Source organism: Mucilaginibacter sp. (genome assembly GCF_028288205.1).
Lineage (GTDB): Bacteria > Bacteroidota > Bacteroidia > Sphingobacteriales > Sphingobacteriaceae > Mucilaginibacter.
Genome location: NZ_JAQBOD010000016.1, coordinates 51,035 through 70,439, shown reverse-complemented (window position 1 = coordinate 70,439; position 19,405 = coordinate 51,035). Strand labels below are relative to the sequence as shown.

General features: G+C 39.4%; 15 protein-coding genes and 1 pseudogene. 8 read left to right on the top strand and 8 right to left on the bottom strand.

The annotated features are described in order from the left end of the window. Positions 1-19: 19 nt before the first annotated feature. Both JWR23_RS03895 and JWR23_RS03890 read left to right on the top strand, forming a co-directional pair. On the top strand, positions 20-2,458 hold the full coding sequence (locus JWR23_RS03895) for a bifunctional YncE family protein/alkaline phosphatase family protein (protein WP_299513236.1): 2,439 nt from the start codon (positions 20-22) through the stop codon (positions 2,456-2,458). Between the two features lie 41 nt (positions 2,459-2,499). After that, positions 2,500-3,366: an aldose 1-epimerase family protein gene (locus JWR23_RS03890; RefSeq protein ID WP_299513234.1), complete on the top strand. Its 867-nt coding sequence runs from the start codon at positions 2,500-2,502 to the stop codon at positions 3,364-3,366. Positions 3,367-3,479: 113 nt separating this feature from the next. Here JWR23_RS03890 and JWR23_RS03885 read toward each other — a convergent pair whose 3' ends face one another. From JWR23_RS03885 to JWR23_RS03875, 3 genes and pseudogenes are all read right to left on the bottom strand, one after another. After that, positions 3,480-6,302, bottom strand: coding sequence for a DNA gyrase/topoisomerase IV subunit A (locus tag JWR23_RS03885; RefSeq protein WP_299513232.1), 2,823 nt, complete (start codon positions 6,300-6,302; stop codon positions 3,480-3,482). Positions 6,303-6,337: 35 nt separating this feature from the next. Continuing rightward, positions 6,338-6,714, bottom strand: a pseudogene (locus JWR23_RS17740) (GxxExxY protein). A 117-nt stretch (positions 6,715-6,831) separates the two neighbouring features. Further along, entirely contained in the window at positions 6,832-7,338 is a 507-nt protein-coding gene (locus JWR23_RS03875) for a YdeI/OmpD-associated family protein (protein ID WP_299513228.1), read from the bottom strand. Between the two features lie 152 nt (positions 7,339-7,490). Between JWR23_RS03875 and JWR23_RS03870 the strand changes: the two genes are divergently transcribed. Then, positions 7,491-7,919 (top strand): hypothetical protein, encoded by a 429-nt coding sequence (locus tag JWR23_RS03870; protein ID WP_299513226.1) that lies wholly within the window; start codon positions 7,491-7,493, stop codon positions 7,917-7,919. Between the two features lie 64 nt (positions 7,920-7,983). Here the strand turns inward: JWR23_RS03870 and JWR23_RS03865 are convergent, their stop codons facing one another. From JWR23_RS03865 to ftcD, 5 genes are all read right to left on the bottom strand, one after another. Further along, positions 7,984-8,646, bottom strand: coding sequence for a GDSL-type esterase/lipase family protein (locus JWR23_RS03865; RefSeq protein ID WP_299513224.1), 663 nt, complete (start codon positions 8,644-8,646; stop codon positions 7,984-7,986). 5 nt (positions 8,647-8,651) lie between these two features. Further along, entirely contained in the window at positions 8,652-9,137 is a 486-nt protein-coding gene (locus JWR23_RS03860) for a cytidine deaminase (protein ID WP_299513222.1), read from the bottom strand. Between the two features lie 197 nt (positions 9,138-9,334). Then, positions 9,335-11,221, bottom strand: coding sequence for a DNA topoisomerase IV subunit B (locus JWR23_RS03855; protein WP_299513220.1), 1,887 nt, complete (start codon positions 11,219-11,221; stop codon positions 9,335-9,337). Between the two features lie 206 nt (positions 11,222-11,427). Beyond that, positions 11,428-12,042, bottom strand: coding sequence for a hypothetical protein (locus JWR23_RS03850; protein ID WP_299513218.1), 615 nt, complete (start codon positions 12,040-12,042; stop codon positions 11,428-11,430). A gap of 137 nt (positions 12,043-12,179) precedes the next feature. After that, positions 12,180-13,187, bottom strand: a complete 1,008-nt coding sequence (gene ftcD, locus JWR23_RS03845) for a glutamate formimidoyltransferase (RefSeq protein ID WP_299513215.1) — start codon at positions 13,185-13,187, stop codon at positions 12,180-12,182. Positions 13,188-13,550: 363 nt separating this feature from the next. Between ftcD and JWR23_RS03840 the strand changes: the two genes are divergently transcribed. The 5 genes from JWR23_RS03840 (at position 13,551) to JWR23_RS03820 (ending at position 19,399) form a co-directional block, all read left to right on the top strand. Continuing rightward, the gene (locus tag JWR23_RS03840; RefSeq protein ID WP_299513213.1) at positions 13,551-14,390 is read left to right on the top strand and encodes an ATP-binding cassette domain-containing protein; all 840 of its coding nucleotides are present in this window, start codon (positions 13,551-13,553) and stop codon (positions 14,388-14,390) included. After that, positions 14,383-15,162 carry a hypothetical protein gene (locus JWR23_RS03835; protein WP_299513211.1) on the top strand — a complete coding sequence of 260 codons (780 nt, stop codon included), beginning with the start codon at positions 14,383-14,385 and terminating at the stop codon, positions 15,160-15,162. Before JWR23_RS03840 ends, JWR23_RS03835 begins: the two co-directional genes overlap by 8 nt. A gap of 1 nt (position 15,163) precedes the next feature. Then, on the top strand, positions 15,164-15,538 hold the full coding sequence (locus JWR23_RS03830) for a GntR family transcriptional regulator (protein WP_299513208.1): 375 nt from the start codon (positions 15,164-15,166) through the stop codon (positions 15,536-15,538). A gap of 11 nt (positions 15,539-15,549) precedes the next feature. Next, entirely contained in the window at positions 15,550-16,236 is a 687-nt protein-coding gene (locus tag JWR23_RS03825; protein ID WP_299513206.1) for a hypothetical protein, read from the top strand. 373 nt (positions 16,237-16,609) lie between these two features. Beyond that, complete coding sequence (locus JWR23_RS03820; RefSeq protein ID WP_299513204.1) at positions 16,610-19,399, top strand: outer membrane beta-barrel family protein; 2,790 nt, start codon at positions 16,610-16,612, stop codon at positions 19,397-19,399. Positions 19,400-19,405: the final 6 nt, after the last annotated feature.

The window sequence follows — 19,405 nt, the reverse complement described above, 5'->3', positions numbered from 1 at the left end:
ATTCATACAATACAAAGCCATGAAACAAAAATCATTACTCAGTTTTACTTTCCTTATAGTATTTGCCTTACAGGCATATGCGCAATTACCCGGTAAAATAGAAAAAACCGGACAAGTGCTTTTACCTAACGGATGGAAGCTAAGCCCGGCAGGTAGCTCACTACCTTTGGGCGATCTGCCTTTAAACATACAGCTTTCCTCATCGGGGAAATTACTGGCTGTTACCAATAACGGGCAAAGCACGCAATCTGTTCAATTAATAGATCCCGTAAATCAGAAACTGCTGGATGAAAAGGTAGTTGGCAAATCATGGTACGGGTTAGCTTTTAGCCATGATGAAAAAATGCTGTATGCATCAGGTGGTAATGATAACTGGATAATGGCTTTCCACATCCAAAACAATAAAATTAGCAAGGCCGATACCATTAAATTAGGTTTGCCATGGCCAAAAAATAAAATTTGTGCTACGGGTATTACTGTTAACAAGAGTAATACACTACTCTATACTGTTACCAAAGAGGACAGCTCTTTATATATTATTAACCTGGCAACACATAACATCCAATCGAAAATTAAACTGGCAGCCGAGGCTTATAGCTGCGCGCTTTCTCCTGATGAAAAAACGGTTTATATATCTATTTGGGGCGGTGAACAGGTTAGCCTATTTAATACCGCTACACAAAAATTAAGCAATATTAAAGTAGGCAGCCATCCAAACGAGTTATTATTAAATAAAAAAGGCACCCGTTTGTTTGTAGCCAATGCTAATGACAACTCTGTATCTGTTATAAACATCAATACCCAAAAAATAACCGAAGTAATTTCTACTTCGCTTTATCCAACAAAATTAACCGGTTCAACTACTAACGGGTTGGCATTGTCTGCTGATGAAAAAACATTATACATAGCCAATGCCGATAATAATTGTTTGGCGGTATTTGATGTAAGCAATCCCGGAAACAGCCAAAGCCGCGGCTTTATTCCCGTGGGTTGGTACCCTACCAATGTAAAAACACTGGGTAATAAAATACTGGTAGCCAATGGCAAGGGGTTTACTTCTATGGCAAACCCTAACGGGCCGCACCCTATAAAAAAGGCAGATAACAGCAGTTACCAAAAAGGAGCGACAAATGTAAAAGAGCAATATATTGGCGGGCTGTTTAAAGGCACGCTCTCTTTTATAGATGAGCCCAAACCCGATCAGCTTAAAAGCTACACAAAACAGGTTTATGCCAATACGCCTTTTAATAATAAAATAGAAAAAATGGCACCCGGAGAGATAGGCAACCCTATCCCGCGCAGCCGTGCAGACAAATCGCCTATTAAATATGTGTTTTATATTATTAAGGAAAACCGTACTTACGACCAGGTTTTGGGCGATATACCTAAAGGCAACGGCGATACATCGTTATGTATTTTTGGCAATAAGGTTACCCCCAATCAACATGCTATAGCCAACGAGTTTGCCTTGTTAGATAATTTTTATGTAGATGCCGAAGTTAGCGCCGATGGCCATAACTGGAGTACTGCTGCATATTCAACTGATTTTGTTGAGAAAACATGGCCCACCGGTTATGGGGGTCGTGGCGGCAATTATGATTCGGAAGCCGAACGCGAAATAGGTAATCCAAAAGATGGTTATATATGGGATTATTGTAAACGTGCCGGCATTAGTTACCGTTCATATGGCGAATTTGCCGCATACGATAAAGTTAATATCAAATCGTTACAGGGCCATGTTTGTGTAAAAACACCCGGTTTTGATCTGAGTATAACGGATAGACACCGTGAAGAAATATGGGCACATGATTTCGACTCGCTTCTGCGCATAAATGCTGTACCCCGGTTTAACTCTATTCGCCTGGGTAATGACCATACCAGCGGACAAAGGAAAGGTGCCATATCGCCTATTGCCGCGGTAGCTGATAATGACCAGAGTGTAGGAATGCTTATTGACCATCTTTCAAAAAGCCCGATATGGAACGAATCGGTAGTATTTATATTGGAAGATGATGCACAAAATGGGTCTGACCATGTTGATGCCCACCGTTCGCCGATATATATTGCCGGTCCTTATGTAAAACGCGGGGCATTAATACATGGCATGTATTCAACTTCGGGCGTGCTGCGCACAATGGAACTTATACTGGGCCTGCCGCCCATGAGCCAGTATGATGCATCAGCTATGCCGTTATATGATTGCTTTACCACCAAGCCTAATTTTACCCCATACAACGTAAAACCTGCCGAAGTTGATGTGGAGAAACGCAATGTTGCTGTTAACCAAAGCAGTAAGCGCTCGGCATTATTTGACCTGGCCGGCGAAGATAAGGTGCCCGATCTGGAACTGAATGATGTAATATGGAAATATGTTAAAGGCGAAAACGCCGTAATGCCGGCCCCCAGGCGCAGCGCGTTTGTAATTTTAGAGCAAAAAAAGAAACAGGATGATGATTGATGCGTTATAATGAATACCTTTAATAGAAACCATCACCATCAATGACAATTATAGAGAACGATCTTTTTAAAATAGCCATCCGTGCACAGGGCGGAGAATTAACATCATTTTATAACAAAACAACTAATGTTGAACATATATGGCAGGCTGATGCTGCTATATGGCCATGGCACGCGCCCAACCTGTTCCCTATAGTTGGCGGATTAATTAATAACCAATTGTTTGTTGATGGTAATACTTATGAATTACCAAGACATGGGTTCACCCGTACTTCTGAATTATTATTAATCTCTTCTAATGAACAATCAGCCTGGTTTTCTTTGCCTTATTGCGAAAAGACTTTAGCCATGTATCCCTATAAATTCGATTTTCAAATACATTACGACCTGATAGACGATGCTTTGCGCATAACCTACAAGGTTATTAATTTGGATAAAAAACCTATCTATTTTTCGGTTGGCGGGCACCCGGCCTTTAATGTGCCTTTTAATAAAGGCGAGGATTATGAAGACTATTATTTAGAGTTTGAAGCCGATGATAAATTAATAGCACACCAACTATCTGCTGATGGTCTTTTTAATGGTGAAACAGCTCCGGTTCCTATAAAAGTGAGGAAACTTTTTTTAACGCGTGATCTGTTTAATAAAGACGCTTTAGTATTTAAGAACCTGCGATCAAGGCTGGTAACTATTAAAAGTACGCAGCATGAGCAAACACTTACTGTTGAGTTTCCGCATTTTAATTATTTAGGGCTTTGGGCAAAACCCGGCGCCGATTTTGTATGTATTGAACCCTGGTTAGGTTGTGCCGATACCGAAGGCGTGCACGTTGATATCAGCAAAAAAGAAGCTATTCAAAAATTAAATGTGGGCCATGTTTTTGAGGCGGCATTTTTTATAAGTATGTAATTAGTTAATAAAATGTCATTCTGGGTTATAAAATCCCGTGGGACTTTGAAGTTAAAAATGATGTTAAGATTAACAACGTATCATTGGTAGCGATAGCGAAGAATGACAAATGTTTAAAACAACCCCAATTGCCCCTTATCGTCTATATCGATATCATCCGGGTTGGTTATCTCAAAATCTATTTTTTTAGCTGGAGATTCCACTGATTTTTCGGGTGATTCTACCGATTTGTCCTGTGATTTTTCCAATTCCGGCATTGGTTCAGTTGGCTGTTCAGCCACCGGTTTTGGCTCATTAATTTCTACTTCGGGTTTTGCAATTGCTATCGGTGCCGGTTCTTCAACAACCGGCGGTTCCTTATCTGCTACTACTTTATCCTCCGGCGTTATAACAATCTCTGTATCCGCAACAGATTCCGGTTCGGGGTCTGGTACATCCTCTTCATCATCATGTTCTGCTTCCAGTACCACACTTTGAATGATGTGAACCGACAGGCGGTTACCCATCGCTTTCATACCTTTAACATCTATCAGGTCGGCCAGATTAAGTTCAACCGTTTCGGGAGTTTTAGCAGCTCCTTTTAGCTGTTCTACTTTTACTATAGCCTGTGATGCACCGGATATCAATGTCATTTTTGATCCGCTCTCTTCACTAATAATACTGGTTTGTTTACCTATTGCCATATTCTCGAAAGCAAACCGCTTAACCAGGTAATTTTTTGATTTACCATCATAATGCACAACCGAGTAAACTTTTTCAGGGTTATACTTTTCTATTACCACCATCTTATCATCGAAATGGTTATTCAGGTCAAAGCTGGTCAGCTCGTAAATCCCATTGGCAAAAACAGTCAGTATGCGGTCGTCGCCATCAAACTCACCCAAATACTTGCCTCTCGAATCAACATTTAAACGTTTTAAAATATCATCATACCAGATCTTTCTGCCAGCAAGTGTTGACAAGCCTTTGCTCTTTAACAGTATCTTTTTAACCGGGTACTTGGTAATAATATTCCCCATAGAGTTACGGCCCTTTATGGCAAGCTGCGCAAAGTCTTCATCAAACTGCAGTTTCTTTAGCTTGGCATGCGGTTTCAACTGCACGTTCACTACTTCGGCCTCGCCATTAGGATTGGCAGAAAAGTATAGCACTTTAGAGCCTTTGCTCCCCTTGGTCAGATCGTATTCCTTATCGCGGGTTACGCCGGTTACAGCAAAACGTTTAATATAGCTTACGCCGCTTTGTCCGTCTTTATAGATCATGTTATACACCGTACGCTCGTCGTTCTTTTTAAATACAGCTACGTGAATGATCTCTTTCCCAACAAATATCTTCTCCTGCACTTTGGTAATAATACACCTTCCATCTTCACGAAAAACTATGATCTCGTCAATATCAGAGCAATCGCCAACAAATTCATCCTTACGCAAGCCGGTACCAATAAAACCATCCTCGCGGTTAACATATAGCTTTACGTTAGCCAACGCCACTTGCGATGCCTCTACCCTGTCAAAAGTGCGCAGTTCGGTTTTACGTTCGCGCCCTTTGCCGTATTTTTCCTTTAGCTTTTCAAACCAATCAATGGTATATTCTGTAAGATGTTTCAGGTGATTTTTTACCGTCTTTATCTCGTTTTCCAGGTTCTTTATTTGCTCATCCGTTTTCTTCACATCAAAACGGGTAATACTGCTCATTGGTTTATCAATAAGCTTTTTATAATCTTCGTCTACTATCGGGCGATAAAACTGCGGGAAGAATGGTTCGAATAGTTTATTCAATACCACCAATACCTCTTCAAAGTTTGCAGAGCTTTCATAATCCGGGTGCTTGTACATCCCTTCCTGAATAAATATTTTCAGCAACGAGCTAAAAAATATCTTTTCCATCAGTTCCTTCAACCTTATCTGCAGCTCCTGCTTAAGCAGTTCGCGGGTGTAATGGGTGCTTTCGGTAAGCATATCATTCACACTCATAAAGCGTGGTTTATCGTCCTGTATTACACAGGTATTGGGCGATATGGAAACCTCACAATCGGTAAAAGCATACAACGCGTCAATAGTAACATCAGGCGATATACCCGGCGCCAAATGGATAACTATTTCTACATGCTGTGCCGTGTTATCCTCTATCTTCTTGATCTTGATCTTGCCCTTATCATTGGCAGATATTACGCTATCAATTAAACTGCCTGTAGTAGTTGTAAAAGGTATCTCGGTTATAGCCAGCGTTTTTTTATCGCGCTCTACAATTTTTGCGCGTACGCGGATACGCCCCCCACGCTGCCCATCATTGTAGGCAGATGCATCAGCCATGCCGCCGGTAGGAAAATCCGGCAATAAATTTGGCGTTTGCCCGCTTAATACCGCTATCGAGGCATCCAGTAGCTCAATAAAATTATGGGGTAATATTTTGGTTGCCAAACCTACGGCAATACCTTCGGCGCCCTGTGCCAATAGCAATGGGAACTTAACCGGTAGCGTAATAGGCTCTTTATTCCTGCCATCATAGCTGGCTTGCCAAACGGTGGTATCTGGGTTAAAAACAACTTCGAGCGCGAATTTTGATAAGCGTGCCTCAATATAACGTGGCGCGGCGGCCGAGTCGCCGGTTACCGGATCGCCCCAGTTACCCTGGCAATCTATCAGCAGGTTTTTCTGGCCTATCTGCACCATAGCATCACCAATCGAAGCATCACCATGGGGGTGATATTTCATGGTGTTACCAATGACGTTGGCGGCTTTATTAAAACGCCCGTCGTCCATCTCTTTAAGTGAATGGAGTATACGGCGCTGTACAGGCTTTAAACCATCATTTATATGCGGAACGGCACGATCAAGAATTACATAAGAGGCATAATCAAGAAACCAGTTTTCGTACAGCCCGTCAAGCGAGGTAACATTATGTATTTTTTCTTCGTTGTTATTTATGTCTGACATTTTACCACAGAGATGCAAAGAAGGCACAGAGTGCGCTAAGTTTTAATTATACGACGAATACCGTCTTTTACTTTTAATACATTGAAGTTCATTAATAAACCAAGCCTGCAACCTGAAACTTTTAAATAAGTTAAAACTTGCGCTAAATGAATATCATTTAATCCTTCAACTGCTTTTATTTCAATAATTAATTTATTTTCAACTAATAAATCTAACCGATACCCACATTCCAATTTAATTTCTTCATAAATAAGTGGTAGAGGTTTTCTTTTTCTACATATAATCCTTTTTTTAATAATTCATAATAGAGGCATTCTTTATATGCTGATTCCAACAATCCGGGACCAAACACTTTATGCACACTTATGGCAGCTCCAATAACCTCTGTAGCTAAATCATTTTCAACTTGCATAATTCTCAGTGCCCTTTGCGCCTTCTTGGCGCCCTTTGTGTTTAAAACAGCATACAGGGTAAAGATAATACTTAGCAGGAAAATGCCACCTGAAAATTATAAACATTCGCACAGCCTCTACGCCTTTCTCATCTCCCTTATCATCACATTATAGGGCCATTTACGCAGCATAGCATTTATTGTATTAACAATACGCTTGTTGCGCGTCTCGCTGGTCTTGGCGCCCTCTATCCATTTTATAAAATAATCGCGGTGCGATTTTGCAAGGCTGTTAAAAAACTCCAAGGCCTCGGGCTCAAAATCAAAACACTCCTGCAAATCATCGGGCACGTCAACTTTATAATCTTTATCTTCTTCCAGCTTTACCTGCAGCATAGCGCCTGCATTTTTGCGAATGCCTTTTCTTATATCTGCCTTAAGCGCCATAATAAAATTGCCTTGCCCCATGGGCATTAAAGCCATACCTTTTACCGTCATGCCATCCAACATGCCACATACCCTGAATGATTTTTTGTTACCCGGCTTTAATTGCTGCGCCAAATCTGCCGGAATTTCAATATAGCTCCACCCGGTTTTTTCGCCCTGTTCTGCAAACTGTAAAATGATGGTATTGAACTCAATCATGCTATAAATAATCAATCAAATATGCTCATGGTAAAAATAGGGCAAATGTTAAGTTTTAGTTAAATGATTAATAAATATATTATTTTTTGTAACGTTTCGAATGCTGATGATGTCCTATGGATATAAAATAATTAACCAAAAAATCTAATATTATGAAAAATTTAAAATCAATTATGCTCGGTTTAGCATTATTAGTTACTGGCACAGTTGCCAACGCTGCAAATAAACCCACTCCAGCTACATTAACAAAAAATGAAGTTTTAAATATTTATGTTAATGCAGTAGTACACGGTAAAACAGAGGGTCTTAATGAGATTTTGGATGATAACATTCAATACATTATGACCCGCGGTAACAATGTAACTACTTTAAACAAAAAACGTATCCTTGCATCTTTTAAAGCATCAGAAAATGTTGAGCAGGGCTGTAAATATACTACCACAGTAATTGAAGATACCCGAGAGGGAATGATTGTAAAGTTAGAACTGCAATATGGTGGTTATGTACGCACTAACCTGATCACTATTTCACTTAACCGTCCGGACTGGAAGATCACTAAGATCGAAAACGTACCTTCTTAAATTTAGTTTAGTTTTGTTTATATAGCTGGAGGCCTCCGTTTGCGGAGGCCTTTTTTTGTTTAAGTTATTTTACGTAATCCTGCAAAATAACCTGCCATTTATCATAGCCCTTATTATTTAAGTGAAGCATGTCTTTTTTATACAGGGATGAATCGGGCATCATGGTTTGCGGGTTTAACACCGTAGTGGCTACATCAATAAAATAGGTTTTGGGTTTTGTGCTGATGTAGGCCTTTATCAATTTATTAGCTGTTATAAAATCAGCTGTATATTTTAACCTGCTTGGGCTTTCTTTGATAGATAAATAATAAAATTCAACATCAGGCAATTGTTGCCTTATCATATCGTATATTTTGGTGAACGAATCGAACACAGATTGCGCTGTTTTACCTCCTGTGGCAATATCATTCTCGCCGGCATATAAAAATATTTTACGCGGATGATATGGGAACAATACGTAAGGGGTATAATAAGCTACCCACTGTGATAACTCTGAACCCCCAACCCCACGCTGAACTATTGGCGCACCACTAAAACGCTGCTGAAGATCACTCCATAACCGTATAGATGAAGCACCTATAAACAGTATACCATTGGGCTTTGGAAAATTCAGGCTATCCTGGTGCCTGTAAGCACGTATCTCTGCATCATAAGGGAAACCCGTTTGCGCATACAACTTTGTACAAAAAACAAAAACAGTTAAAAGCAGCGTTAATTTTAATTTCATAATCTTTAAGATAATCTGTCTTCAAAAAATAAAAATGGTAAAAAACTTTCTATACCACGGGTTACCCAAACAGGGCCGTCTTTACAAAATAGTATTGTTTTTATAGGCTTATTTTGTTTCTTCTCATACTCGGCTATTACCTGCAAACAGGAGCCACATGAAGTTACCGGTTTATTCAGGATAAACTCATCTGTATGTGCTGTTACGGCCATACTTTCTATCGGGTCATCGGGGTGATTGGCCCCCCAGTAAAACAGGGCAACCCGCTCTGCACATAAACCTGATGGATAAGCTACATTTTCCTGGTTACTGCCATGTATTATTTTACCGCTTTGTAACCGCAATGCCGCGCCTACCCTGAATTTTGAATAAGGCGAATGAGAGTTTACCATTGCTTTAACAGCTTCATTGCATAAGCTTTGGTCGTCTGTATCAAGCTCCTTTACGGAAGTATATTCCTGGAAAGATATTTTTATTTCGCGGTTAGTCATTTAGTCTCACCCTGCCCTCCCTAAAGGAGAGAGTTCTTTTAAGTTTATAAAAAGCAATTCCCCTGCATCTTTAAAAGAGCGGGGAAACAAGATAAGTAATTATTTATAATAAGTAACTACAATTGAATACTCTTCTTTATTTATTATCCTTTCAATGCAAAGAATCTTGGCAATCCTCAAATCTTAAAAATCATAGTCTAACTCGCTATCGGCAACTCATCATCCTCAACAATCGTCGGGTTCACGCTTTCATCATCCTTCTCTACCCTTAAATTACCAATAATATGCTGCTGCCTTGCAGGTGTATTTTTCCCCATAAAGTATTCCAGCAAGCCTTTAATGTTGGCATCTTTAAGTATAACCGGGTCAAGGCGAATATCCTTGCCTATAAACAGCCCAAACTCATCCGGCGATATTTCACCTAAACCTTTAAAGCGGGTTATCTCTGGTTTTACACCTAATTTGGCAATGGCGTTACGGCGCTCTTCGTCACTATAGCAATAAATGGTTTCTTTTTTATTGCGAACTCTGAACAGTGGCGTTTGCAATATAAACACATGCCCGGCTTTTACCAGGTCCGGGAAGAATTGCAAAAAGAACGTCATCAGCAACAAGCGGATGTGCATACCATCTACATCTGCATCGGTAGCTATTACTATATTGTTGTAGCGAAGCTGATCAAGGCCATCCTCAATATTTAGAGCATGTTGCAGCAGGTTAAATTCTTCGTTTTCATATACCACCTTTTTGGTTAGCCCGTAGCAGTTAAGTGGCTTACCCTTTAAACTAAATACGGCTTGCGTTTGCACATCGCGCGATTTGGTGATGGATCCGCTGGCCGAGTCACCCTCCGTAATAAACAGGGTGGTATCCTGCTTACGTTCGTGAGTATCATCAAAATGCAGCTTGCAATCGCGCAGTTTACGGTTGTGCAGCGATGCCTTTTTGGCCCGCTCATTAGCCAGTTTCTTAATACCGGCAATGTCTTTACGCTCACGTTCTGATTGCATGATGCGTTTTAACAAGGCATCAGCAGCTACGGGGTTTTTATGCAGGTAGTTATCTAATTCCTTTTTAACAAAATCGTTAATGAAACCACGAACAGATGGCCCTTCCGGACCAATGTTTTGTGAACCTAATTTGGTTTTTGTTTGCGACTCGAACACCGGTTCCTGCACTTTTATAGCGATTGCCGATACGATGGATGCCCTAACATCAGAAGCATCAAATTCTTTTTTGTAAAACTCACGAATTGTTTTTACTACCGCTTCGCGAAAAGCTGCCTGGTGCGTACCACCCTGTGTGGTATGCTGGCCATTTACAAAAGAATAATATTCTTCCCCGTATTGCTGCCCATGGGTCATGGCAATTTCTATATCCTCGCCTTTTAGGTGGATGATAGGATAACGCAGTGTTTCAACATCGGTATTCTTGGTAAGCAGGTCGTACAGCCCACGCTCCGAGAAATATTTTTGATTGTTAAAATTAATGGTCAGCCCAGAGTTTAGGAACACATAGTTCCAGATCATGCTATCTATAAATTCCGGAATAAAATGGTAATTCCTGAAAATGGTTTCATCAGGATAAAAGTTTATGGCAGTGCCATTACGTTGTGTGGTTTCTTTTTCCGGCTCGTCCTTTATTAATTCGCCTTTTTCAAATTCGGCAATTTTGGTGCGGCCATCCCGGTAGGATTGTACAATGAACGATGTTGAAAGCGCATTAACCGCCTTGGTACCCACACCATTTAAACCTACCGATTTTTGAAACGCCTTGCTATCATATTTACCACCGGTATTAATTTTTGATACACAATCTATTACCTTACCCAGCGGTATGCCACGGCCATAATCGCGCACGGTAACTTTATGGTCGCTTATATTGATCTCGATAGTTTTGCCCGAGCCCATTACAAACTCATCTATCGAGTTATCTACTATTTCTTTCAGTAATACATATATCCCGTCATCATAAGCCGAGCCATCGCCCAACTTGCCAATGTACATTCCGGGGCGCAGGCGGATATGTTCTTTCCAATCAAGCGACCGTATGCTGTCTTCACTATAATTTACTGCTTCTGCCATGTTTTATACTTGTATTTTAAATATGGAGACAGGAGCCTCCTTACAACAAAAATAAAGTTTAGTACCCGAACTTCTAATTCAAATCTGTTAACTTATCAACATTATAGTTAAAGATTGAAGATTAGCAATTAAAGATTAGTTGAATGCCTGATTTTTAGCACTTTCATACTAATCTCTCCAACCTCTAATTAACTAATCACTAACTATTACTTAAACTTAAGGCAGTTACCGGCCTTGTTCATGTTTTTAAAAAAATCGGGGCCCTTTTCATTAGTGAAACAAATAGCCATAACTGTGCCCATTTTATTTTTTTGGAGCATAATCAATAAGGCATATTTATAATGCTTGGTAATTGGCGAGTCGTTAAGGTTAAATAGGTAAGTAGCACCTGTATCAGCATTATACCTATCCAGGATATATGGCGGCAGGGCTCTTTTAAAATAGACCTTTTCAGATGTAAAGGCCGATATCTGGTCTTGTGCCAGGCTTACATACAAAGAGTCGGGATTGGTTACGTGTATATTTTTATCACTTAAAAACTTTTCATCTTCTTTTTGGGTGTTGATACGAAACCATATCTCAAAATCGGCATCCGGAATTTCCATCGCATAATCAAACGGGAGGCTTTCGGTATTAACGGGCTTGATCTCTTTAAACCCTTCGGGGAAAGTAAAGTTTAGGTTTACCTCGGCTAATGAGTTATAAAAATTTTTAAACTGACCCTTTACAGCGGGTTTTACCTGTGCAAACGCAGGTGCAACCAGCCATAGCAACAACACAACAAACAAGAAATGCTTAATACTTTTTGTGATGGCGGTCATTCTTTTATAGAATTTTCAAAGTGCGGGGTTTCGAAATTATTGCATTTATCATTAAAAATAAAAAATATTATAATATAAATTTAAAAAATAAACAATTAGGTTAATGTTGAGCCTAATTAGAAAACAGTATGACCAATTTAAAGCAAATACTCTATTATCCTCTTCTGTGGGTCAAATGGTGCTAACTGATCCAGGCCCATTGCTTTTATAGCGTTTTCAATGAGTTTACGTTCATTTGCCGTTTGTGGCTTACCCTCTTTAAGCCGAAAATAATTACCTGCATCCAGCATAGCTTTTAGCGGTATCATGCCTATTAATTCGCTACCGGTTACATTAACCCCGTGGGCCGCTGCTTTGGCGCTTACCTCATCAAACACAATGTGGATTGGGGTTACTGCTATGTTTGTTAAATTCATAGATACCTGGGCCATTTCATACTCTTTAATATACCAGCCTATAGCTTTTACGTGTTTTAATGTTCCGTGGATTCGTTGTTTTCCATTTTCATTTGTAACAATTCTGCCGGTTTCTCTTACCTCGCAAGCTATTTCGTTGGCTATATTGGTTGATTGGGTATCCAGGTTAATATTATAAGCTATTAAAAAATCGCGCGCACCAATTACGGTGGCTCCTCGTTGGGCATCCATTTCGGCCGGACCAAAATCGGGTTGCCAATTGGGTAGTTTTATCTTTTTAAAAAATCCTTCATATTCTCCTGCCCTTATAGCTGCCAAATTGCTGCGCGCTTTATTGGGCTGAGCGTGCTCATATAAATAAACCGGTATCTGTAAATCTTCGCCCACACGCTTTGCCAACTGTTTAGCGTATCCGGCAGTTTCATCTAAAGTGATGTTGCTGATGGGTATAAGCGGGCATACATCTGTTGCGCCCATCCTTGGGTGTTCGCCCTTTTGGGTGCGCATATCAATTAGCCCGCCTGCTTTTTTTATGGCCAGGAATGCTGCTTCAATTACTGCTTCAGGTTCGCCGGCAAAAGTGATTACAGTGCGGTTGGCCCCCTTGCCGGGGTCAACATTTAACAATTTCACACCTGTAACCGAGCCAATCTCGCCGGTAATGCTATTGATGATGTCATGATCAACACCTTCGCTAAAATTAGGTACACACTCTATTATCTGTTTCATATTGCTAATGCAATTTAGATCATTGTTTTAAAAGTGTAGGTGTATACGGTAAGTGTATACACCGTATACACCCATATACACTGGCAAAACGGTGTCACCATTTTTTATAAATAGTTTGCGTAACGCGCGCCGTTTACTCACCCGGTCTACGCTTCGCTGGACCACCCTCTCTTCCGCAAGCGGGAAAGAGGGTTTTTAATTCGGGTTACCCTCTTTCCGCCAAAGGCGAAGAGGGTCGGCGAGCGAAGCAACGCCGGGGTGAGTAAACGGCGCGCCCACCACACATCAAATATTTCTAAAAATATTTGGTAATGTAAAATCATTATTTACATTTGCAGTGTACTATTTAACTAATACACTAATATGATAAAAATTTCTCAGTTAACTTTTGGGTACGGCAAGCAAAAATTATTTGATAATTTAAACCTGACCCTGCAACCCGGCCATATTTATGGCTTGCTTGGTATGAATGGCGCGGGTAAATCTACCCTGCTTAAAAATATAGCCGGGCTGGTTTTTCCATGGGCAGGCACTTGCACAGTAAACGGTATAAGTTCCGATAAAAGATTACCCTCCTTTTTACAGGAACTATTTTTTGTACCCGAAGAGGTATACCTACCGGCCGTAAATGCCAAACAATTTGCTGATAGCACCGCGCACTTTTATCCTAAATTTGATCACGGGCAGTATATAACTATTCTTAAAGAGTTTGATGTACCCACAGATAAGCTGTTAACCAAACTATCATTCGGTCAGCAAAAAAAAGTGATCATTGCTTTTGGCTTATCAACCAATACATCCTTGTTAGTGATGGACGAGCCTACTAATGGTTTAGATATCCCGTCGAAAACCCAGTTCCGCAAAATAATTGCAGCGGCTTTAACAGAAAATCGTTGCATCATTATATCAACCCACCAGGTGCGCGATCTGGATAACTTGATAGATGCTGTATTGGTACTGCATAACCAACAAATTGTGGTTGCCAAAAGCCTCGACGAAATTGCAGAAAGAATAAGCTTCAGCATTATCCCAACAACCGGCACAGATTATATTTATGCAGAAGAAGGTATGATGGGCCTTAATGCCATAACAGAAAATAACGACAACAGCTACAATAAAGTTGATATGGAGTTGCTGTTTAATGCCATCATCACTAACAACACACAACTAATAGATATCCTAAACAAACCCGGCCATGAATAATATATTTAACTTAAAACGTTTTATGCTGCTTTTTAAAAAGCATAGTTTGGAGCATGCAAAAACAAACTTGTTATCTACGGCTGTGTTGGCAGGCATAGCCGCTGCCTTGATGGGCTTTGCAGCTTACACCGGCGGGGGGCGCTTACCCCTGCAGTTGCAATCAATCATGTTTATTTATTTGATAGCAGGTGCCGGCGGCATATTTACCAGCTTAACATTTACAGAGTTGGGAAATAAAAGAAAAGCCACAGGGGTACTTACCCTACCTGCATCACACCTCGAAAAATTCCTGGTATCGTGGATATATTCATATATCATATTTCAGCTGGTACTGATTGGCGTATTTTATGTTGTTGATTGGGCAATTATCAGTGTTAGTGTCCCGCCTGTTCATGAGCCAAACAAGCTGATCAATATTTTTGACACTGACCAAAGAGCGTTAGTCGGCTTTTTAATATTTGCGATATTTCACGCATTTGCTATTTGGGGAGCTATATTCTTTGAGAAGATGCACTTTATTAAAACCGCCTTTGTTTTTTTTATCTACATCATAGTTTTTGCAATAATTAACGAGCCTTTATTGCACCTGGTAACGGGTGTGAAAGATCTGCATGGTGTAGCATACGCCCAGGCATATTACATTGAGGGCAAAAACTATTGGAACATACCGCCTACCGATAGTATGCAGAATACCAACCTGGTAATTATAGGTATAGTGGTGGTTGTATTTTGGGTAAGTGCATTCTTCAGGTTAAAGGAAAAGGAAATATAATATGAATTTTAAAGATAAGGAAGCTATATACCTGCAAATTGCAGATTATGTGAGCGAGCATATAACATTGGGCAAATGGTTACCCGAAGAAAAAGTACCATCTGTACGTGAACTGGCTGTAGAGCTGCAGGTAAACCCTAACACGGTAATGCGTGCCTATGAATATTTACAGCAGCATGAAATTATATTTAATAAGCGCGGCCTTGGCCTGTTTGTAACGGCCGACGCTATCGAAAAAATAAAGAGTATACGCAAAGAGCGTTTTATGCAACAGGAGCTTCCTGACTTTTTCAGGAGCCTTTACCTGCTTGATATTAGCCTGGATGAGGTGCAAAAACGCTATGAAGATTTCAAATTAAAAAATTACAACAATTAAAAATGCTTATCATGAAAACAAGTAATAAATTACTGCTTGCAGCAACATTTATAATGTTTGCCTATTTAGTTATATATGATTTTCAATTAAAAGCCGAATATGTTAAAGGCGATTACAAAAAACGCTTTTATAATATGGAACATACGGCATTAAATAGTTTTACCGCGGTAGAAAACAAGGTTGGCAACTCGCTTAACATAAACATTGAAAAGGGCCCTAAATTTGAAATTTGGATAAATAAGTGGTTAAAAGACAAGGTGGTTATTACCCAACGTAACAATACCCTTTATATTGATAATAAAGATAAAAATGCTCGTTATTATCAATCAGGCATTACTATTATCTGCCCTGCTGTCAGCGTTATAACTACAACCCCGCATATTTTACCCGACTGGCAATTTACAGATGGTAAAACTACCATTAGCGGCTTTACCCAGGATATGATGACTATCCGCGCAAATAAGTTTACAGAAATTGAGTTAAACAAAAACTCGTTGGATAAATTAAATGCAAGTACCGGCGATAGCAAAGCTATACTAACTATCCATAGCGATAACCAGATCAAAGCTGCCAGTTTCAATATCATCGGCAAAAGCGATCTGAAACTGTTTAACACAATTGCAAACGCTAATTATAATTATACAGACAGCGCTACGGTAACGCTAAACGGAAAATCATTTCATCAATTGCAGCATTAAATTAAACCTTAGTGGCAATATGTAACACTTTAGTTTTTATGGTGTCTTATAGACAGTTAAGTGTTAAAAATGTTAAATATTTTATATTACTAAATTTTTAGTTATATATTAGCCTTATCAATACCAATAACCTTATACTAATACTTAATACCCTAAAAAATGAAAGTCACAATGCCTTTACTATGCGGCCACCGCATGGTGTAGCCTTATTTATGTTTCAAAATATTACTAAATATAAATGATGATTCGTCCCACTATAAAGGTGTTTCATCACAATTATTTAGCCGACGCGAATCGGCATCATACCTTGCATTATAATTAAATACTATGATAAATATTTAACAAACCAAGCCTAAAACCTACATCTGCCAAAATGAAAATCACAATTTCGTCCATAGTTTTGCTTTTGCTATTCGCGTTAACAGTAAAAGCGCAAAGCTCTTATTCCATCAAAGGCTCTACAGTTGATACCGCTGAAAAGAGAGTTTTAACAAACGCCACTATTATGGTGTTAAATGCCAAAGATTCTATCCTGCGCAAATTTACACGGGCAAAACCCGACGGATCTTTTGCCATTAATGATCTTGCTATAGGTAAATTTATACTGGTACTATCATACCCCGGTTATGCCGATTATACCGAAGGATTTACGTTAGATGAAAAAGTACAGCCATCGCATGATTTTGGCAAGCTCAATATGATACTTAAAGCGCGCCTGCTGCAGGATGTTATTATTAAAGGATCTGTTAGAGCCATAAAAATAAAAGGTGATACTACCGAATTTAATGCAAATGCCTATGTTACACAACCAAATGCCAAGGTTGAGGACCTGTTAAAACAACTGCCGGGCATACAGGTTGACAAAGACGGCAAAATAACTGCTCAAGGACAAACGGTAAGTAAGGTACTGGTTGACGGCGAGGAGTTTTTTGGTGATGACCCTACCCTGGTTACTAAAAATATACGTGCCGACATGGTAGATAAAGTGCAGCTTTACGACAAGAAAAGCGACCAGGCCACCTTTACCGGTATTGACGATGGCCAAAAAACCAAAACCATTAATATTAAACTGAAGGAAGACTCTAAGAACGGCTATTTTGGCAAACTGTATAGCGGCATAGGTAACCAGGACCATTATGAGAGCCAGCTTTTGTTTAATAAATTTAAAGGGAAAAAGAAATTCTCTATTTACGGTACCAGGGCCAATACCGGCAAAACCGGCCTTAGCTGGGATGATAACCAAAAATATGGCGACGGTGGTAATGTACAGGTTGCTGATAATGGCAATATATATTTTTCTGGCAGTGGCAATGACCTTAACTATAACGGCCAGGGCATACCAAAAGCTACTACAGGTGGTGTACACTATGATAATAAATGGAACACCGATAAACAATCAATAAACGCCAATTATAAACTTGGCACACTTGATATTGATGGCACAAAAACTACCAGGACACAGAACAACCTGCCTAATAGTGTAATAAACAGTGTGGAGAACCAAACCTTTCATAACTCTACCTTCAGGCAAAAAGTTGATGGGATTTACCAGGTTACTTTTGATACTACATCAAACCTTAAATTAACTTTTGATGCTACCTATAGAAATACAAAAAGCAAAACCGACTATGCGTATTCAAGCACAAGAGGGACTGATACTTTGCTGAATAACAGCACCCGCGATCTTAACAATAATGCCGACCAGCATAATTATAACGCAAGCGCTTTTTACACTAAAAAGCTAAAGAAAAAAGGTCGCACATTTTCTGTTTTGTTAAGTGAATCGATAAATAATAATGATACCAAAAACTATTTAAAATCAGACGCTAATTTCTATAACACAGTAACCGGCGCGGTGGATAGTACACAACATATAGACCAGTATAAAACCGGCTTAAACCGTAATAAAGTGTTCAATTCTAATATAACTTATACCGAGCCTCTTTCTAAATACTTCTCGCTTATAGTTAATTATGGCATGAATATTAATAATAGTATTTCCGATCAGAAATCATTCAACAAATCGTCCGGCGGAAACTATGATATACTTGATCCTGCCTTTAGCAACAACTTTAAGTTTGATCAGTTGGCCAATCAAGTGGGGGCCATATTTAATTATAATAAAGGCAAAACTGTTTTAAATTTTGGCACCCGCGCATCTGATGTTACCTACAAGCAAATTGATGAATATACCGGCGATATTTTTAAAAGGCAGTTTATTAACTGGAGCCCACAGGCCAGCTATCAATATAAATTTTCGCAACAGCAATCTATACGGCTTAACTATAATGGCAATACAAACCAGCCGTCTATAAACCAGATACAACCATTAAAAAATAACAATAACCCCTTGTATATTACTTTAGGTAACCCTGATCTGAGGCCATCATTCACCAATAATTTTAGCGGGGGATATAACTCTTATAAGGTATTAAGCGGGCAAAGTGTGTATATACAAGGCAGCTATAATTATACTATAAACCAAATTGTAAGCAATACCACTACCGATGCCGCGGGTAAAACAACCTCACAATTTTTTAACCTTAGCGGTAAAACGCCGCATAACTATTATATATATGGTGGTGTAAGACGTAAAATAGCAGGTCCGGATATTAATATCGGGCTTAACACAAGTATCAATTCAAATGTTTCTTATAATATGGTTAACAATGTGTTAAACACTACCAACAGCTCAAGCTATTCGGGAGGGTTAGACATCAGCAAATACATGCAAAAGAAGTATGATTTTTACTTCAGTTTTGGCCCCCGTTATAATATAAGCGAATCATCATTACAAAAAGCCGGTAGCAGCAATAACAGCAGGGGCTTTTATGGTTATAGCTATATAAATATTTACCTGCCGGGTAAAATGCAGATTAGCTCTGATCTTGACTTCTCTTATACCGGCAAATCAGAAGTGTTTAACCAGGAAGTGTATCACTCTAACCTGAACGCAACTTTAAGCAAGGCTTTTTTAAAAGAGAATAATCTTAAGCTATCTATCACAGGCAATGACCTGCTTAACCAAAACATAGGATACAACCGAAACGCCTATGGTGGTATGATAACCGAAACAAGTTATAACACCATAAGGAGATATTTTATGTTATCAGTTACCTGGGATTTTACAAAAATGGGCGGAGGGGCGCCAGCAACAAAATAATTATGG

Excerpts from the sequence above, each read along its gene's own strand:
- JWR23_RS03895 (WP_299513236.1), top strand. The coding sequence starts at position 20 with ATGAAACAAAAATCATTACTCAGTTTTACTTTCCTTATAGTATTTGCC.
- JWR23_RS03890 (WP_299513234.1), top strand. The coding sequence starts at position 2,500 with ATGACAATTATAGAGAACGATCTTTTTAAAATAGCCATCCGTGCACAG.
- JWR23_RS03885 (WP_299513232.1), bottom strand. The coding sequence starts at position 6,302 with ATGTCAGACATAAATAACAACGAAGAAAAAATACATAATGTTACCTCG.
- JWR23_RS03875 (WP_299513228.1), bottom strand. The coding sequence starts at position 7,338 with ATGATTGAGTTCAATACCATCATTTTACAGTTTGCAGAACAGGGCGAA.
- JWR23_RS03870 (WP_299513226.1), top strand. The coding sequence starts at position 7,491 with ATGAAAAATTTAAAATCAATTATGCTCGGTTTAGCATTATTAGTTACT.
- JWR23_RS03865 (WP_299513224.1), bottom strand. The coding sequence starts at position 8,646 with ATGAAATTAAAATTAACGCTGCTTTTAACTGTTTTTGTTTTTTGTACA.
- JWR23_RS03860 (WP_299513222.1), bottom strand. The coding sequence starts at position 9,137 with ATGACTAACCGCGAAATAAAAATATCTTTCCAGGAATATACTTCCGTA.
- JWR23_RS03855 (WP_299513220.1), bottom strand. The coding sequence starts at position 11,221 with ATGGCAGAAGCAGTAAATTATAGTGAAGACAGCATACGGTCGCTTGAT.
- JWR23_RS03850 (WP_299513218.1), bottom strand. The coding sequence starts at position 12,042 with ATGACCGCCATCACAAAAAGTATTAAGCATTTCTTGTTTGTTGTGTTG.
- ftcD (WP_299513215.1), bottom strand. The coding sequence starts at position 13,187 with ATGAAACAGATAATAGAGTGTGTACCTAATTTTAGCGAAGGTGTTGAT.
- JWR23_RS03840 (WP_299513213.1), top strand. The coding sequence starts at position 13,551 with ATGATAAAAATTTCTCAGTTAACTTTTGGGTACGGCAAGCAAAAATTA.
- JWR23_RS03835 (WP_299513211.1), top strand. The coding sequence starts at position 14,383 with ATGAATAATATATTTAACTTAAAACGTTTTATGCTGCTTTTTAAAAAG.
- JWR23_RS03830 (WP_299513208.1), top strand. The coding sequence starts at position 15,164 with ATGAATTTTAAAGATAAGGAAGCTATATACCTGCAAATTGCAGATTAT.
- JWR23_RS03825 (WP_299513206.1), top strand. The coding sequence starts at position 15,550 with ATGAAAACAAGTAATAAATTACTGCTTGCAGCAACATTTATAATGTTT.
- JWR23_RS03820 (WP_299513204.1), top strand. The coding sequence starts at position 16,610 with ATGAAAATCACAATTTCGTCCATAGTTTTGCTTTTGCTATTCGCGTTA.